Annotated in this window: 21 protein-coding genes; 7 read left to right on the forward strand and 14 right to left on the reverse strand. The window is 51.9% G+C overall.

The genetic code is table 11. The features are described 5' to 3' along the window. Positions 1-2: 2 nt before the first annotated feature. Together MHI24_RS05565 and MHI24_RS05570 are read right to left on the reverse strand one after the other, a co-directional pair. Positions 3-263, reverse strand: coding sequence for a hypothetical protein (locus MHI24_RS05565; RefSeq protein ID WP_340024581.1), 261 nt, complete (start codon positions 261-263; stop codon positions 3-5). 20 nt (positions 264-283) lie between these two features. Next, positions 284-802: a DinB family protein gene (locus MHI24_RS05570; protein WP_340024582.1), complete on the reverse strand. Its 519-nt coding sequence runs from the start codon at positions 800-802 to the stop codon at positions 284-286. A gap of 136 nt (positions 803-938) precedes the next feature. Here MHI24_RS05570 and MHI24_RS05575 point away from each other — a divergent pair, with 136 nt between their 5' ends. The 4 genes from MHI24_RS05575 (at position 939) to MHI24_RS05590 (ending at position 2990) form a co-directional block, all read left to right on the forward strand. Beyond that, a complete protein-coding gene (locus tag MHI24_RS05575; protein ID WP_340024583.1) occupies positions 939-1604 on the forward strand; it encodes a hypothetical protein in 666 nt (221 codons plus the stop codon). A 504-nt stretch (positions 1605-2108) separates the two neighbouring features. Further along, entirely contained in the window at positions 2109-2228 is a 120-nt protein-coding gene (locus MHI24_RS05580; protein WP_340024584.1) for a cyclic lactone autoinducer peptide, read from the forward strand. A 21-nt stretch (positions 2229-2249) separates the two neighbouring features. Continuing rightward, positions 2250-2588, forward strand: a complete 339-nt coding sequence (locus MHI24_RS05585) for a LytTR family DNA-binding domain-containing protein (RefSeq protein ID WP_340024585.1) — start codon at positions 2250-2252, stop codon at positions 2586-2588. 222 nt (positions 2589-2810) lie between these two features. After that, positions 2811-2990 (forward strand): sporulation histidine kinase inhibitor Sda, encoded by a 180-nt coding sequence (locus MHI24_RS05590; RefSeq protein ID WP_340024586.1) that lies wholly within the window; start codon positions 2811-2813, stop codon positions 2988-2990. Between the two features lie 73 nt (positions 2991-3063). Here the strand turns inward: MHI24_RS05590 and MHI24_RS05595 are convergent, their stop codons facing one another. Further along, the gene (locus tag MHI24_RS05595; protein ID WP_340024587.1) at positions 3064-3372 is read right to left on the reverse strand and encodes a hypothetical protein; all 309 of its coding nucleotides are present in this window, start codon (positions 3370-3372) and stop codon (positions 3064-3066) included. A gap of 321 nt (positions 3373-3693) precedes the next feature. Between MHI24_RS05595 and MHI24_RS05600 the strand changes: the two genes are divergently transcribed. The 3 genes from MHI24_RS05600 (at position 3694) to MHI24_RS05610 (ending at position 4675) form a co-directional block, all read left to right on the forward strand. Continuing rightward, a complete protein-coding gene (locus MHI24_RS05600) occupies positions 3694-4053 on the forward strand; it encodes a hypothetical protein (RefSeq protein WP_340024588.1) in 360 nt (119 codons plus the stop codon). A gap of 11 nt (positions 4054-4064) precedes the next feature. Then, positions 4065-4136, forward strand: coding sequence for a hypothetical protein (locus tag MHI24_RS05605; protein ID WP_340026606.1), 72 nt, complete (start codon positions 4065-4067; stop codon positions 4134-4136). Positions 4137-4291: 155 nt separating this feature from the next. Then, a complete protein-coding gene (locus tag MHI24_RS05610; protein WP_340024589.1) occupies positions 4292-4675 on the forward strand; it encodes an Rpn family recombination-promoting nuclease/putative transposase in 384 nt (127 codons plus the stop codon). A 791-nt stretch (positions 4676-5466) separates the two neighbouring features. Here MHI24_RS05610 and MHI24_RS05615 read toward each other — a convergent pair. The 11 genes from MHI24_RS05615 to xseA form a co-directional block, all read right to left on the reverse strand. Continuing rightward, positions 5467-6045: a hypothetical protein gene (locus tag MHI24_RS05615; RefSeq protein WP_340024590.1), complete on the reverse strand. Its 579-nt coding sequence runs from the start codon at positions 6043-6045 to the stop codon at positions 5467-5469. A gap of 427 nt (positions 6046-6472) precedes the next feature. Continuing rightward, on the reverse strand, positions 6473-7291 hold the full coding sequence (spo0A, locus tag MHI24_RS05620) for a sporulation transcription factor Spo0A (protein WP_340024591.1): 819 nt from the start codon (positions 7289-7291) through the stop codon (positions 6473-6475). 198 nt (positions 7292-7489) lie between these two features. Then, entirely contained in the window at positions 7490-8599 is a 1110-nt protein-coding gene (gene spoIVB / locus MHI24_RS05625; protein WP_340024592.1) for a SpoIVB peptidase, read from the reverse strand. 138 nt (positions 8600-8737) lie between these two features. Continuing rightward, positions 8738-10465 (reverse strand): DNA repair protein RecN, encoded by a 1728-nt coding sequence (recN, locus tag MHI24_RS05630; RefSeq protein WP_340024593.1) that lies wholly within the window; start codon positions 10463-10465, stop codon positions 8738-8740. Positions 10466-10515: 50 nt separating this feature from the next. Beyond that, positions 10516-10965: a transcriptional regulator ArgR gene (argR, locus tag MHI24_RS05635; protein WP_340024594.1), complete on the reverse strand. Its 450-nt coding sequence runs from the start codon at positions 10963-10965 to the stop codon at positions 10516-10518. A gap of 32 nt (positions 10966-10997) precedes the next feature. Beyond that, entirely contained in the window at positions 10998-11477 is a 480-nt protein-coding gene (locus MHI24_RS05640; RefSeq protein ID WP_340024595.1) for a hypothetical protein, read from the reverse strand. A 74-nt stretch (positions 11478-11551) separates the two neighbouring features. Beyond that, a complete protein-coding gene (locus MHI24_RS05645) occupies positions 11552-12445 on the reverse strand; it encodes a TlyA family RNA methyltransferase (protein ID WP_340024596.1) in 894 nt (297 codons plus the stop codon). 42 nt (positions 12446-12487) lie between these two features. After that, positions 12488-14392, reverse strand: coding sequence for a 1-deoxy-D-xylulose-5-phosphate synthase (gene dxs, locus MHI24_RS05650; RefSeq protein WP_340024597.1), 1905 nt, complete (start codon positions 14390-14392; stop codon positions 12488-12490). A 94-nt stretch (positions 14393-14486) separates the two neighbouring features. Further along, complete coding sequence (locus tag MHI24_RS05655; protein ID WP_340026607.1) at positions 14487-15341, reverse strand: polyprenyl synthetase family protein; 855 nt, start codon at positions 15339-15341, stop codon at positions 14487-14489. A gap of 85 nt (positions 15342-15426) precedes the next feature. After that, entirely contained in the window at positions 15427-15684 is a 258-nt protein-coding gene (gene xseB, locus MHI24_RS05660) for an exodeoxyribonuclease VII small subunit (RefSeq protein WP_340024598.1), read from the reverse strand. Continuing rightward, positions 15656-17041: an exodeoxyribonuclease VII large subunit gene (gene xseA, locus MHI24_RS05665; protein ID WP_340024599.1), complete on the reverse strand. Its 1386-nt coding sequence runs from the start codon at positions 17039-17041 to the stop codon at positions 15656-15658. The genes xseB and xseA overlap by 29 nt, the downstream gene beginning before the upstream one ends. Positions 17042-17047 lie beyond the last annotated feature (6 nt).

Here is a 17047-nt window from a genome sequence, read left to right on the forward strand (position 1 = left end):
ATTCAAGACTTATGAATTGCCCCGAGTGCCCGGTGCTCATCCTCCTTGCGGACGAACAGATCATGCTGTACTGCAGCCTTCCCGCCGAAGCTGCCGCGCTGGGTGGCCGCCTTCATTCCGCCGTTAATCCGCGAACGGTGCGGGATGCCTGCCGCCGCCAGGCGGCTTTTGACTCTGAAGTATTGGCTCTGATCGAAAGTGGTGTACACCAAGGTCCGTTCCTGCGGGACGAAAAAATGCCAGATGCCCTTGAGCCAGCTCATCTGCACTCCCCCTCTGTCGGTTAGTTCAGATAGCGCTCCTTAAGAATCCGCAGATGATGCAGCTCATGTCCGATAATTACGCAGAGCTGCGCCCGGACTGACATGGCAACGCCGCCGAAGCTCCCCTTGCGGGTATATACTTCTTCGGGCAGGCTATCGACCAGCGCAAGAGTAGACTCCCTGACGATCCGGTAGTGGGTAATCATCTCCTGCAGCGTGAAACGGTCAAAGCTACCTGCTGCTACATAGTCATTCTGTTCATAGCCCGGCAGCGGCGCTTGTTCTCCTCTGGCAAAACAGAGCAGGCGGTATGACATAATGCGGTCATTGTCCGTCAGATGCCCGATCATTTCCTTAATACTCCATTTGCCGGGGGCGTAGCGGTACGCTCCCTGCTCCTCGGTAAGCCCGTTGAACAGCTCCAGCATCGCCTGGGTCTGCTCGCGCAGCATCACCCTCATCTCTCCTTCAGGCGGCACCAGCTTGACATAAGTCCACTGAAATTCATTATATTCTTCCTTAGATGGACGCTGATTCATGGTAAAACCCCTCTCCCATACATTTTTCAAGAAAAATTTGCCGGATTGTGTCAAAACCTGTTGTTGGAACTTATCCTATTATGTATAATATCACCAGAGTTACAGATTTGTTAATCGAATCTTCGGGAGTGTACGCATGTTGGATTTTGTGCTGTATATGGTGTTCTCCATTCTAGAAACCTCAGCAATGTTTTATTTGGCTTTCAAAGTCTTTAAGATTGATATTTATCCCGTGGAAATAGTATTTGCTGGTTTACTTATGGCTTTTATATCTTACTTCCTTCGTCATGATTATGAACTAGTACTGACAGATGTAGCGATACAATACCTGCTTACCTTCTGCTTTTTATGGCTTTTGTTTAAGATTCATGTGTTTTACGCTATTGTTATGACAGCATTAACATACCTTACCTATATGTTCATTCAATCCACATGCTACTTCCTCTTAAAAATAACAGGATTGTACTATTTGGAATTGTCTTATACATCAATCGGTGTTTATATTCTGCAACTTATTTCTGCAATGATTGCATTTAATATCGGAATTTATATCGGTAAAAAGAGAAAAGGCTTTGATTTCGTGCCGGATAAACAAAATGTCAAAATAAAGATTGAATTGCGCGAAATTAAAATTTTCATTTTAAGTGCACCATCCCTAATCTTTGTTGTATTAATGGTGTACCTAACACAAAAATATTCTCAATACTTTTTCCTGATGCCTATGGTTTACGCCATTTTACTCTATGCTTATCTATATCTTTCATACAAGAAGGATCGAACAGACAATGAATTCATTAGCTAATAGAGTTGCCGTCAGCATCAAAAAAGCAAACCCTGAAGAGACTCATTCCGTTGAGGTTATGGAATACTCCTTGGGCATTATATTGAATACTCTCTTAATTATAGTATGTACTGCCATCATTGGTCTATTTCTGGGCCGTTTTGCAGAATGTATGACCTTTCTTTTGTGCTTTTGCATTCTGCGCCTCAGCTCTGGCGGTTTTCATCTAAAAACAGCCCTGGCGTGCAATATTGTCACCACCCTAATAAGCACTACCCTCCCTTCATTCATTACCTTGTCGGATTCATCGCTATGGATTGCTAATTTGATCAGTTTGGTTATTATGATTGGGTTTGCCCCCAACCCCGACAAAAATGTAAGGATCCCCACTTCGATATACCCTTTATTGAAGTTGGTTTCTATAGCAATGGTATCATCTAACTTTTTTCTGCAATCAACTGTCGTCGGGTTGGGATTTCTGGTTCAATCCCTAACAATCATCCCTTGGACAAGGAGGAGAACACAGTGAAAAAAGCAATCGCAAAGCAAGCTTCAGCCGTTCTTGCCAGTTCTGCACGTTTCTTTGTATCTATCATGAAACCAGCGATTCACAGCCCGGAAGCGCCAAAAGAATTGCGCAAGTAATTACACAAGGATGGGGAATACATGCGTGTCTTACTAAACGACGGCTCATCCCGCAGTATCACGGATGAGGAAATATTGTATTTCTCGAATTACAAGAATACAATATTCGTCCATACGAAAGAAGGCGAATTTGTTCTCCCCACCACTCTTTCCGATTTGTATGCAGCATACGGGAGCTCAGGCTTTGAACGTCTTGACCGCAGCAATGTAGTGAACATTGGCAATATTGACGGTTATGATCCGGAACGGAAGATTGTTCTGTTCAATCAAGGGGAACAATTTGCAACGGTATCTGAGTCAAATGAACCACGTATCCGAAGATTTCTGGCCTCACGGAAGAATGAAACGACATCATCCTAGGATCATAAAAATATCCCGGGGCCCATCGGCCCGGGATATTTTTATATTTCTATACTTTTTACGAGCAACAAGCTGACCAATTATCATTACATAACATCCAACTTATGTCAATAAAAATTCAGAGGGCGAATGCCAGCAGACGGATTAAATTCCAGATGGTACCATTTACATAGATTCTTACGAGACTTGCTTCTACACTCTCAACCCTGATGGAGGATTTCTATGGACACTTACTTTCATCCTTCTCCACGCCCCTCATCACTTGAGCTATTGTCTGACGAGCAATTATTGAACATCTATGAATTGGCGCTGGAAACCAAGGCATCACCCGATTTTATCCAGATTATCAGGAACGTCCTCACCGTGCGGAACCTATCAGACACAGACCGTTACGATGCCTGAGCCGTAGTCCCTACTTATTTCACACGCTTAAGTACATTGAACCGTACCCTGGGGCAATGTACTTTTTTTCGCCTTATTCCACAATTTCCGTCTTGAAGACATTCTCCAGCTTGCCGCCAAGCCGTTTCTTCAGCGGAACCTTGATATCGCGTCCCAGCTCCTTGAAGAAGGTCTCTGCATCGCACTTTACATTCTGGGCCATGGCCACAACAGCCCCATCCCCTACGATATTCTGATTGACTTCACGCGGAATATCCACTTCGATATCGTATTTTTTGGTCAGTGTCTTGATGTATCGGGCAAAAATCTCCAGCAGCTCTTCATTGTTAAAATTCTCGATGGCCGCTTTACCTTTGCTGGTAAACTTCATGTTAATTCTCATCGGTGGTATCCCCTTTTCTGTCTAACCATTTGTTAGGTTGTTATGGATCAAGATGAATAGATGGCTGCAAGAAAGGGCAACATTATCCATTTCCGAGGGCGTTCGGTGGAACAACCTTCTTCCTTTATCATAACACAGGAGATTACATTCTGTTTCAGATTCCCTGCGGTTTGTGTAAATTCTTCGCATCCGCTGTAAAGTTCTGGTTCTATTTTACATAACTGTGAGCCAATCTGTTCTGATTTCCTTATTCTCTCATATCCTTCCCGATCTTATCCGATAAACATCATGTAACATAAAACCACATCTGGAGGAATGATCATGTCTTACACAATGGAAGTCAATGCAGCCAAAAATCAGGTGGTTGTCAAAGCCTATGGACTCACCGAAAGCGATGTCCCCTCATACATAAACGATTTCGAGAACGCGCTGAAGCAGCTGAAGCCCGGATTCACCGGCGTAACCGATGTCACCGGCTCTCCAACAGTTCTCTCGCCTGAAGTGGCTGCCATGCTCGCCCCCACCGGTGACCGCGCAGTAGAAGCAGGCGTTGGCGGCTGGGCCTACGTTGCCGATTCTCCCGTCTGGAAAATGCAAATGAAACGCCTCTTCGGCAAATTCGCCGTCCATTTCCCTACCTATGAAGAAGCCGATGCTTATTTGAACAGCTTGGGTAAGTAAGCGAGGTGGAAATGCAGTTATTTAATAAGTACGATAATGAAAAGCGCACACTGTACTATTGGAGCAAGCAGTATGCCGGGTAGCTTGAAGAAGGGCACTCCTACAAGAAGCTTAGAAAATGTGTTACCATCAATATACTCAATTTCTCTATTCTGCCTAATGACCGTTACCATAACATTTTTATCTGCGGGAAGATCACAGCGGCATCACACTGATTGACGACATTGAAATCCACATCATGGAGCTCTCCAAGCTGAACTTGCAGCACATTCCAAATGAGGGCGGGTTACTCAACTGGCTGCTATTCCTGAAAAGTGAAGATACAACAAACTGGGAGGTGTTACGGGTGAATGAACCAGCTTTGAGTAAAGCGATGACCGCGCTGGAATATTTAAGCCAGAATGCAGAAGCACGACGTATGTACGAAATGAGACAAAAAGCTCTCCATGATGAAGCTTCCATGTTGGAGGGTGCCCGGGCAGAAGGCGAGTCCGTTGGCCGGACCAAAGAAAAATTAGACGTTGCCCGGAACATGATCAACAAAGGTATGGATTTCACGATCATTGCAGAACTTACGGGACTTTCCGTTGAGGAATTGGGCAAACTGAAACAGACACATTAATGCTTAAAAGCTGCTGAGATTTGATCTCCGCAGCTTTTTTATGAAGATAATATAATTTTTAACATATTACACTACTCATCATTGCAGTACTTTCCTTTATTCGTCTGCTCATCAAAGACCTTGCTGAAATTATGGAGAAACGCAAGAAAGTATGCAAAAAGAAAACGTCTAAGACTTCCGCAAAAAGTCGTAGACGTTAGCCCTAGGCCTCCAACAGCCTGATGATATTGAACGGAACGGACACAACACCGTTCCGCTGTCCCGGTCGATTGAAGTGCATAAGGATGGTTCAGGGTTATACATACGCACATAAGCGAGTCTTATCCGAACTGGGTCGCCCATTCTTACTGGGGTTTGGATTGGAAGCCCATTGTACGCCGGCCTGTTGCCCAGCCTCCGACGCTTCAGGAGCAGTCAATCCGGCAACTCACCGCCACAGAGATTCACCACATGTAATAACCCAGATGTTTTTTGTTATTCCTTAATATCCCGGCCAATGATGCCGCACACAATATTATATAGAGTCCCAGAAAGAGCGGCATGGACAGGGATCCGTTACGCTCAGCAATCCCCATCCCAATAAAAGTTATCCCTAATATGAGATACGGCAGGACCATCCCTCTTTGGAAAGAGGCTCGCTCCTCCTTACTCAACCTGTTCATAACGGATTGCCGAAGAAACACATGTTGTCCAAAAAAATGACAAGCCGCTTGTGTGAGCATCCACATCCCTAAAAAAATCTGTGCTACGATTTCTCCCACCTCCTTCGCTTATCCCTTAATTTCGATTACCTACATTTTTTCTAAATCAAAAACGATATTTCCTGATTTATTAAAAACCTCAATTTTTCTCGGATTGTTGCCATTATGATTACTTTTCCCTTCCTCTTTCTCTATAACAAAAGCCGAAGTTGAATTATTTTCTTTATTAACTTCTTTAAAACTTCCTTCTTGAAAATAAACTCTTACTTTAGACATTTCACCTAATATTTTTTTATCATTAATAAAAAAAACAGAATAATAAAGGCCTGTATTTGTACCCATTGTAAAGACTCTATCCGTCATCATTTTAACGAATTGCGCTTTGCGGTAATCCAATTTACCATCCTTGTTTGAGGCTTCTATTATTCCTGCTTCATCATCACTTTTATAGGGTAAAATTGTAATTGATGCTCCATCAGCCTCAAGATTTTTAGCTCCTAGAATTTCAATTTTTTCTTTATCGGTAATCTCAGCTATCTCTTCGTTAGTAACATGTATATACTTCCCACTCTTCAAGTGATGGGAAGTTTCCAAATACCTATAACTATCACCATTACAACACTCACCAACACCACAGTACCTTTTTTCTTCAATAGGCTTCCCCCACATTATTTTAATAATCTCTATAAACAATCATATAAAATTAAAATAAATTTGTAAACATCTTCCTCTTATTTTATGTCTTTTGTAAATGAAGTCACGTACAACTGCTGCCTTCTCTCACCAGGAGCATGTAGGGAGCAGCATTGTTGCACTTCTTGCATCGGGCAGCATTGTTACACTTTTAGCAGGATTTCTCTATTAATGTTATTAGCTGTGGAGCATTAGGCCCTACATCATTGCAGCACGCGAAATGTATTCGGTTTTTCGATTACATCCGCCCACACACCACACATACCTCACCCGTGAAACAAAATACCACTTGCTGTTGGGTACTACGCTCTCCCCATTAGCAAGTGGTATGTATTGATATGCTTCGCAGTATTTACGGCCTCAGAACTACATTATCCCTTCACGTATCCTGATCCTTACCCTTTCAAGACACCTTATGCTCAATGCGCAGCTTGTCGGCGACCATGGCAATAAATTCTGAGTTAGTTGGCTTGGATTTGGAGATATTAATGGTATAGCCGAACAGGTGGGAGATGCTGTCGATGTTGCCACGGGTCCAGGCGACTTCGATGGCGTGGCGGATGGCCCGCTCTACGCGCGAAGGCGTTGTCTTGAATTTCTCGGCAATGGCCGGGTATAGCGTCTTCGTAATTGCGCCCAGAATTTCGATGTTGTTGTAGACCATGGTAATGGCTTCGCGCAGATACTGATAACCCTTGATGTGGGCAGGGACGCCGATCTCATGAATAATGGAGGTAATATTGGCATCCAGATTCTTGCCTTTGGACAAAGGTACCACATTACTGGCAGATCTGGAAGCGGAATAGCCGGTCATGCTGGAGGAAGTGCTCATGCTGCCCTGGGTGCCGACCAGCTGACGCACACGGTTGGCCAGAACCTCCATATCGAACGGCTTCAGAATATAATAAGATGCTCCAAGTTGAACAGCGCGTTGTGTAATGTTCTCCTGCCCGAACGCGGTCAGCATAATGATCTTGGGCTGCGGGTTCAGATCCATATCGCGCAGGCGCTCCAGGACGCCAAGGCCGTCCAGATGAGGCATGATGATATCCAGAATAAGCACATCGGGGATTTTGCGGGCTCCGCTAAGCATCTGAAGCACCTCTTCCCCGTTATAGGCGATGCCTGTTACGGTCATATCTTCTTGTTCCGTAATGTACTCGGCAAGCAAGTTCGTGAACTCCCTGTTATCATCGGCCAACAACACTTCAATATTCTGCACTGGCTGCTTCCTCCTTATTTATATAGCTATTCACAACATCATAATCATCTTCTCTCCCTATAACTTTCGACATCTGGTTTAAATATCCTTCTGTCGAAAATTATTTTTCTTTATTTTTTTTCGGGGTTGATTTATAATTAATTATTTTATTTCATGATTCGATGTTAATCGCTGCCCTTCGACAAAAAAATCTTAAGGCTATACCGCCTTAAGATTATATTGGAGCTCTTGCTGCTGGTGGACTACACCAGAGTCACGCAGCATCCACTCGATGAAGCAGCCGTAACCGGACTTGGGATCATTGACGAATACATGGGTTACCGCACCGATCAACCGTCCGTTCTGGACGATGGGGCTGCCGCTCATGCCCTGGACAATGCCGCCGGTCTTATCCAGCAGACGGGGGTCTGTAATGCGCAGCACCATACCCTTGGTCGCCGGGGTCGCTTGACGGGCAACATGGATGATCTCCACATTGAAGCGCTCCACCTGCTGGCCGTCAACAACAGTAAGAATTTGCGCGGGACCTTCTTTGACTTCAGTACTCATGGCTACCGGAATCGGCTCCTGGTACAGGCTATGCTCGGGGTTGCGGGTCATTTTGCCGAAGATGCCGAAATCCGTATTGCTCTCCACATTGCCGAGCACCTGGCTCTCCTTCAGGAAATGGGCCCGCTTCTCCCCGGGATCGCCATCCTGGCTTTTGGCAATGGAGGTGACACTGGACTGCACGATATGGCCGCTGCCGACGACAATGGGAGTTCCGGTATTCATGTCGGTGATGACATGTCCAAGCGCCCCGTAGACCCCCTGCTTCGGCGCATAGAACGTAAGGGTTCCTACACCTGCTGCGGAATCACGGATGTAGAGGCCCAGCCGCCACACCTTGTCTGTACGGTCATACGCCGGCTTCAGCCGGGCCGTATGCTCCTTGCCGCCGCGTTTGTACACGATACTTAACGAATTATTGCTTCGTCCGGCCTGTTCCACAAGCTTGGCTACCTTAGACACCTCGTCCAGCTTCACGCCATTCATGGAGATCATCAGATCTCCCGGCATCAGCCCGCTGTTCTCGCCTGGTGAAATCTTGGACTCACTTGAGACTTGAATGAGATGATGGCCTACAACCAGTACACCTGCCGACTTCACCTTCACGCCGATGGTCTGTCCGCCGGGAATGACCTTCAGCTCCTTGACGGTTCCCTCTGCCGCCTGAAGCGGCCGGTATTCCAGTGGTGCTGCGCTACTGTGTGAGGCTCCAGTTATGCCGGATACACTGAGAAAGAAGGCAAATATAAGTCCGGGCATTAACTTCCTGAGGTAAGGCTTCAATGGCTGTCACGCTCCCCTTTGCTTCTTTCGCTTGACGAAAAAGGTGGTCGCCAATTGCGTACCTATAAGATAACCTTGCCCCCAGGCTTTTATTACTGTCAATCATTGTCCCGCTTAGCTTGCAGCAGCCTTGCTGGCCTCGGCCAGACCGAGCATTTCCTGTGCGTGGTGCAGCGTTTTCTCGGTGATTTCTACGCCGCCCAGCATCCGGGCCAGCTCCATCACCCGGCCTTCGTCCGAGAGTGAATTCACCTCGGTCATCGTGCGTCCGTCCTCGACCTTCTTGACGATCAGGTACTGATGGTCGGCCATACAGGCCACCTGCGGCAGGTGAGTAATGGAGAACACCTGGCAGATGGAGGACAGCTTGTACAGCTTATCCGCAATCGACTGGGCTGCGCGTCCGCTGACCCCGGTATCCACTTCGTCGAACACCAGGACAGGAATGGCATCATGCCGGGCAAAAATACTCTTCATCGCCAGCATAATCCGCGACAGCTCGCCGCCGGAGGCGATTTTGCCCAGCGGCCGCAGCGGCTCGCCCGGGTTCGGGGAGATCATAAATTCAGCGCTGTCGATGCCCTGCCGGGTCAGCCGGTAGCGCCGGTCCTCATATTCAATGCCGCGCGGGTCCTCCAGCAGCTCCATCTTGACCTGCAGGGAGGTCCGCTCCATCTGCAGATCCTTCAGCTCACCCTCCACCTGGGCCGCCAGCTCCGTAGCACACTGTCTCCGGGCTTGGGTCAGGGCAGCGGCTGCTTCCATTAGAGTACTGAGCAAGCCATCTCTTTTGACCATTAATTTGGCAATGTATTCGTCCTTATTCTCCAGCAGATCGGTCTCGTGCTCAATCTTCTGGTAGTACTCCAGAATCTGCTCCACGCTGTCCCCGTATTTGCGCTGCAGTCCGTTGATCAGATCGAGCCGGTTCTCAATATCCTCCAGCCGCGCCGGATTGAATTCAATCTCTTCCCTGTAATCCCTGAGCTGGAAGGCCGCATCCTCCAGCTGATAATACGCCGACTGCAACTGCTCGAACACCGCTCTGAGGCCCTTCTCATCATAACGGACCGCGTCCTCCAGCCGGGAAATGACCTTACCGATGGACTCCAGCCCCTGCCTGTCATACAGCAGCTCATAGGCGCCGGATACCGAATCCATCATTTTCTCACTGTGGGATAGTTTTACCCGTTCCTCGGCAAGTAATTCATCCTCTCCCGGTTTTAGTGCCGCCTGTGAGATTTCCTCCAGCTGAAAACGGTACAAATCCAGCATCTGATACGCCTTTTGGCTGGATTCCTGCAACTCCCGCAGTTCTTTTTCCACCTTGGCGAAGGCGGTATATTTCTCCTGATAATCCGCTTTGAGCGGTCCGATTACGGCTTCGCCGTACGTATCCAGCAGCCCCAGGTGGCGCTCCGCCTTCAGCAGGCTCTGGTGCTCATGCTGCCCGTGAATATTAACCAGCTGCTCGCCGATTTCCCGCAGCATACTCAGATTCACCATTTGGCCGTTCACACGCGATGTGCTTTTGCCCTGGGAGGTAATCTCCCGGCGGATCACCAGATGCTCGTCCCGGTCTGCCCCGATGCCCAGACGCTCCAGGGTCTCCCATACCGGGTGGCTGCCCGGCAGGCTAAAGAGCGCTTCCATTTCTGCTTTATCGCACCCGTACCGGATGGAGTCCGCTGAGCCGCGGCCCCCGGCAATGAGTGCGAGCGCATCGATGATGATGGATTTCCCTGCGCCGGTCTCCCCGGTCAGAACATGAAAGCCCGGATAAAAATGCACATCCACCGCTTCAACTACGGCCAGATTGCGTATAGACAATGTCTCTAGCATGAAATTCTGCACCTCCGACAAGATGATCGCTTCCCGATTCATGATCAGGCTTATGAAATATAACCCATGACCTGTGAAATGACGTCCTTGCTGTCTTCCGGCTGGCGGCAGATAATCAGGATGGTGTCATCGCCCGAGATCGTTCCCATAATCTGCGGCCAGTCAATATTATCAATCAGGGCCGCCACGGAATTGGCCGTACCCGGCAGACATTTCATCACCACCAGATTCGCGGAATGGTCAATGCTTACAAAATTATCCACCAGCACCCGCTTCAGCTTCTGCGTCGGATTGTACCGCTGGTCTGTAGGCAGGGAATACTTGTAACGCCCGTCATCCATCGGTACCTTGATCAGCAGCAGCTCCTTGATGTCGCGGGATACGGTGGCCTGTGTCACCTGAAATCCGGCTTCGCGCAGTGCCTCCACCAGATCGTCCTGGGTTTCGATTTCCTTTTGCGAGATAATTTCTCTAATCTTGATATGCCTGTGTCCCTTCATTGTTGCCTCCCGTATATATGTTGTGCTTGCCCTTAACCCGATTCTCCGTCGTCCTTGCCGAATTCGATCACATGCAGTCTGGAATTCACCGTATCCACGTATAGCACCCCGCTGCAGTCCGGATAGATCAGCAGATAGGGAAGCAGGGTATCGCGGAGTCCGCTGCCGGTGAACTCAAGCTCCTTGCGGGGGCGGGACAGAATAACCAGATAGAAGCGCTCCTCATCCCTTACGGCCACATAGTCAATGAACAACCGGCTGTACATAGGGGCCCCGTCCACCTGAAAAGCCAGCGGAATCTTCAGCTTCCCCCCGACCACCTCGTACCCGGCATCCTCCAGCAGCCCGATAGATGGGTGAGGCTGGATCACCTTATTCAGCGGCACCCGGTCCCGGATGAAGGAGCGTGGGGAGCTTTGCAGCCAAATATAGATTCTGTAAATGATAAAGATCGCCGCCGCCAGGCCCATCAGCGCCACAACGGCCTTGTCCGAGCTTGCCACTCCCATCACCTCGGTGACTCTATTCGCGCGGGGAGAGGCGAAATCCTGCTAACATGGAACCTTATATTTGCAGCAAAAGAAACTCATCGCTTTGGCGATGAGTTCCCAGTGTTCGCAGCGCTAAAGGTAGCATTCGCTTCCTTAATGACCGTATCGGCCAGCGCGGCGAAAGGATTCGGCTGTGCTTCAGCCCGTGAGACTTGCGTATCAGCAGCGGAATTCTCCGCAGCTTCAGGCAGGAGCCTCCAGTGTGCCAGAAATTCAATATTGCCTTCCCCGCCGGTAATCGGCGAATACGTCAGGCCTGCAAGGGTATAGCCAAGCTCAGCCGCCATCGTCAGCACATTTACAAGTACCTCACGATGAACGGAGGATTCGCGGACAACACCGGACTTGCCTACCTTCTCCCGGCCGGCTTCGAACTGCGGCTTAATCAGGGCAGCGATATCGGCCGGACGGCGCAGCAGCGCCATCAGCGGCGGTAGAATAATCTTCAGCGATATGAAGGATACATCAATGCTGGCAAAATCGGGAACCGGCCCCTCCAGGTCGGACGGGGTCATATAACGGAAGTTCGTCTGCTCCATCACGGTGACACGCTCATCATTCCGCAGGCTCCAGTCAAGCTGGTTATGGCCAACGTCAATCGCGTAGACATGGCTGGCCCCATGCTGGAGGGCACAATCGGTGAACCCTCCTGTGGAGGAGCCGATGTCCAGCATATTCCGTCCGTTCATGTCAATTCCAAACTGCCTTAACGCCTTCTCCAGCTTCAGGCCGCCCCGGCTGACATACGGATGCACCGCGCCTTTGACCCGCAGAACGGCACTGCGCTGCACCTTCATGCCCGGCTTCTCGATCCGCTCTTCGTTCGCCAGCACAAGACCGGCCATAATGGCCGCCTTAGCCTTCTCCCGGCTGTCATAGAAGCCTTGCTCTACTAACAATACATCAATTCTTTCTTTTGGGTGTTCCATGTTCATCTCCCGATCACTTCGGTCCGGCTTCCATCCTGGCTGTCAGGAGGTGGAAGTTGACTTATAGGTAAAAGTACTTCGCGCCATCATGGCCTTCACCTGCGCACAGAGCGCTTCTACAGTGAGCCCGGTCTGCTGGCGCTGCTCCTTGATGGAGCCATGCTCCACGAAGAGGTCCGGCACTCCCATCAAGTGGACATGCGCATCATAGATCTCATGCTCCGCATAGAATTCGAGTACGGCGCTGCCAAGGCTCCCTGCCTGGCTGGCCTCCTCCAGCACCACCATCTGGGTGCCCGCACGGCCCAGCTCCAGCAGCATGGTATTGTCCAGCGGCTTCAGGAAACGGGCGTTCACGACACCGATCTGAATGCCTTCGCGCTTCAGCAGCTCTGCGGCTTCCTCCGCTACCTGCACCATCGGTCCGCAGGCCAGCACAGCATAGTCATCGCCGGGGCGCAGACGCTCCCAGGTTCCGATCGGCAGGCTGCGCAGCTCCGCATCCAGGTCCACACCGGTCCCGTTAATCCGCGGATACCGGTAAGCAATCGGACCGTCATTATAATCCAGCGCCGTCTTCATCATATGGCGCAGCTCATTCTCGTCCTTCGGCATCATAAGCACCATGTTCGGGATATGGCGCATGAATGCAATGTCATACACCCCCTGATGGGTCTCCCCGTCGGCGCCGACGAAGCCTGCCCGGTCGATGGCGAACATGACATTGGCATTATGGCGGCAGATATCATGGACAATCTGGTCATAGGCCCGCTGCATGAAGGTGGAGTAGACGGCGAACACCGGCTTCATCCCCTCCATCGCCAGCGCCGCACACAAGGTAGCGGCATGCTGCTCGGCAATGCCGACATCAATCATCCGTCCCGGAAATTCCTTGGCGAACGGGAACAGTCCCGAACCGCCCGGCATGGCTGGTGTTACGGCAACCAGCCGTTCATCCTGATGGCCCAGCTCAATCAGCGTCTGTCCGAAGACTTCGGTGTACATCGGATTGCCGACGGCCTTGAGCACCTGGCCGGATTCAATTTTGTATGGTGAAATCCCATGCCACTTGTAGGAATCGACCTCGGCCGGCTTGTAGCCCTTGCCCTTGGTCGTAAGCACATGCACCAGCACCGGGCCGGACACATTATCCGCCTGCTGGAAGGTATCAATCATCTTCTCCAGATCATGGCCGTCCACAGGGCCCAGATAGGTAAACCCGAGTTCTTCAAACAGAACGCCGGGCACCAGCATGTTCTTCAGGCCGTCCTTCACATTCTGGGCTGTCTTGGCCAGCCGCCCGCCGATAGCAGGGATCTTCTTCAGCAGGCCTTCCACTTCGTCCTTGGCCCGCAGGTAATGACGGTCGGAACGGATCTTGCTTAAATAGTTATGCATCGCCCCGACATTCGGCGCGATCGACATCTCATTATCATTCAGAATGACCATCAGCTTGCGGCGTTCATGACCGATATGGTTCAGCGCTTCAAAGGCCATGCCCCCGGTCAGGGCGCCATCGCCGATCACGGCAATCACCTTATTGTCTTCCCCCTTGAAGTCACGCGCCATGGCCATTCCCATCGCTGCGGACAGGGAAGTGCTGCTGTGTCCGGCTTCCCAGACATCATGCTCGCTCTCGGCCCGCTTGACGAAGCCGCACAGACCGCCCTGCTTGCGCAACGAGTCGAACCGGTCCTGCCGGCCTGTCAGAATTTTGTGAACGTATGCCTGATGGCCTACGTCAAATATCATTTTATCCCGTGGGCTGTCATAACAGTAGTGCAGGGCCAGCGTGAGCTCCACAACTCCCAGATTGGATGCGAGATGCCCCCCTGTGACAGACAGCTTCTCCACGAGGAACTGGCGGATCTCCTCCGCTAGCGCAGTGAGTTCCCCGATTGATAAAGATTTGAGCTCCTGAGGATCATTGATTTGTGGAAGCAGCACGAGTATTCCCCGCTTTCCTAGATGTTGTAAAATATAAACCCCATTATAACACAAACGAAACGGCTGTCGAAACACAGCCGTTCCCGAAACTGATTTAGTGATCGCGTTTCATCAAATATTCGGCAATTTCCAGCAGCCGCTGCGGGTCCTGAAATCCGCCCTCAAGAACCATCCGGCGCGCTTCCTCCGTCAGCCGCTCGACTTCTTCGCGCGAAGCGTCAAGGCCGATGAAATAAGGATAGGTTACCTTCTGCTGCTTGATGTCGCTGCCGGTACTCTTGCCCAGCTTGCTCTCGTCGCCAACCAGATCCAGAATATCATCCTGAATCTGAAAAGCCAGACCGATGCGCGTACCGAACCCGCGAAGCGCCTCCAGCTGGCGCACAGAAGCGCCGGCGATTCTTCCGCCCGCCAGCAGCGAGAAGATGATGAGATCGCCGGTCTTGTGCAGATGAATGTACTGCAGTTGCTCAAGGTCCGTCATTCCCTGCTCGCCTTCCATATCGGCCACCTGCCCGCCAACCATTCCGCGCGGACCGGCCATCTCGGCCAGATCCTCTACGATGGACAGCACATTCTCTGCGGGTACGCCGTGCTTGCGGGAGGCTTGTACCACGCTATAGAACGCGTGAGTCAGGAGAGCATCGCCCGCCAGGATCGCCGCTGCTTCGCCGAAGACCTTGTGATTCGTCGGCTTGCCGCGGCGGAAATCATCGTTATCCATCGCCGGCAGATCGTCATGAATCAGCGAATACGTATGCACCATCTCAATCGCAGCGGCTACAGGCAGCGCAGCCTCACGGCTGCCGCCAAGCGCTTCGCAGGCGGCAATGACCAGCAGCGGGCGCAGGCGCTTGCCCCCGGCCTGCAGCGAATAGTCCATCGCTTCCTTCAGCGCCTGGGGCACGCTCCACTGTGCCGGCATCACCGACGCCAGCACATCGGCCATCAGTCCGCCAACCCCGGCGATGTACTGCTCCAGCGGCTCACGGCCGGAGGATTCCGCCATGCCGCCCGTTCCCGATGCGCCAACCTCAGAACGGCTCATCGCTATCGCCTTCCAGCCGGGCCCCGAACGGCTTCTTGCGCAGCTCGCCATCCTCCGCTGTAATCATCTCAATCTTGCGCTCCACCTGCTCCAGCTTGCTGCCGCAGATCTGCGAGAGCTTCATGCCCTGCTGGAACAGATCAATCGCCTTCTCCAGGGGAACATCGCCATGCTCCAGCTCACGCACGATTTCCTCCAGACGCTCCATGGCTCCCTCAAAATCCAGTTCCGCTTCCTTCGTCATCCGTTACGCCCTCCTCCTTCATGCCCCATACGTGGCAGTTCAGCTGTCCGTCATTAAGCTTTATGTTCACGATATCGCCGAGTTCAACTTCCTTCAGCGATTTGATTACATGCTGTTCCTTCTCGTCATATACGAGGCTGTAGCCCCGTGACATGACCTTCAGCGGGCTGAGCGCGTCCAGATGGCGCAGCTCGGACCCGAAGCGCGCCCGCTTCGCCTGCAGGTGCGCCTGCATGGCCCCGGACAGCTCACGGGTGAGGCTGTCCGCAGCTCGGCGCGCCGCGCTGATGCTGCTCAGCGGGTGGAAGCGCTGCAGGCTCTGGTGCAGCACCGCGCTGCGCCCCTGCGCGCGGCTGAGCCTGGCCTCTGCAGCGCGGAGCAGGGCCGCGCGCAGCATGTCCAGCCGCTGCGCGTGCTGGGCCAGCTGCCGGCGCGGGCCGGCCAGCGCCAGCGAGCGCTGCAGCGCCGCCAGGCGCTCGCCGCCGCGCTGCGAGCGGCGCAGCAGGCCCTGGCGCAGCCGCTGCCGGGCAATGCGCAGCTGCCCGGCCAGCTCGGCTGCGCTCGGCACGGCGAGCTCTGCCGCTGCCGTAGGGGTCGCCGCCCGCAGGTCAGCGGCGAAATCGGCGATCGTGAAGTCGGTCTCATGGCCGACTGCCGAGATCACCGGAATCCGGGAAGCGGCAATCGCCCGGGCGACCGCTTCTTCATTGAAGGCCCACAGCTCCTCCAGGGAGCCGCCGCCGCGGCCCACGATCAGTACGTCGGCCTCACCCATAGCATTCAGGTTCTCAATCGCCTGGACAATGGACGGGCCGGCGCCCTTACCCTGCACAAGCACAGGGTAGAGCACCACCGCTACCTGCGGATAGCGGCGCTGCAGCGTTATGATAATATCGCGGACCGCTGCGCCGCTCGGCGAGGTCACCACGCCGATGCAGCGCGGGAAGCGCGGCAGCGGGCGCTTGCGCTCTGCGGCGAACAGCCCTTCCTTCTCCAGCTTCGCCTTAAGCTGCTCATAAGCCAGATACAGGCTGCCGATCCCGTCAGGCTGCATATGCGTGGCATAGAACTGGTACTGCCCGTCCCGTTCATAGACGGTCACATTGCCCCGGGCAATGACCTTGGTCCCTTCCTTCGGCACAAACGGCAGCCGCGAGTTATGGGAAGCGAACATGATCGCTTTGATCCGGCTGCTCTCATCCTTCAGCGTGAAATACATATGCCCGCTTCCGTGATGGGTGAAGTTCGAGATTTCACCGCGAATCCATACATCGGAGAGCAGGGCATCCGAATCCAGCTTCATCCGGATGTACTTGTTAAGCTCCTTGATGGAGTAGATCTGCCGCTCCGCCGCCATAAGCCC

Origin of the sequence: Paenibacillus sp. FSL K6-1096 (genome assembly GCF_037977055.1) — a bacterium.
Taxonomy (GTDB): Bacteria; Bacillota; Bacilli; order Paenibacillales; family Paenibacillaceae; genus Paenibacillus_AQ.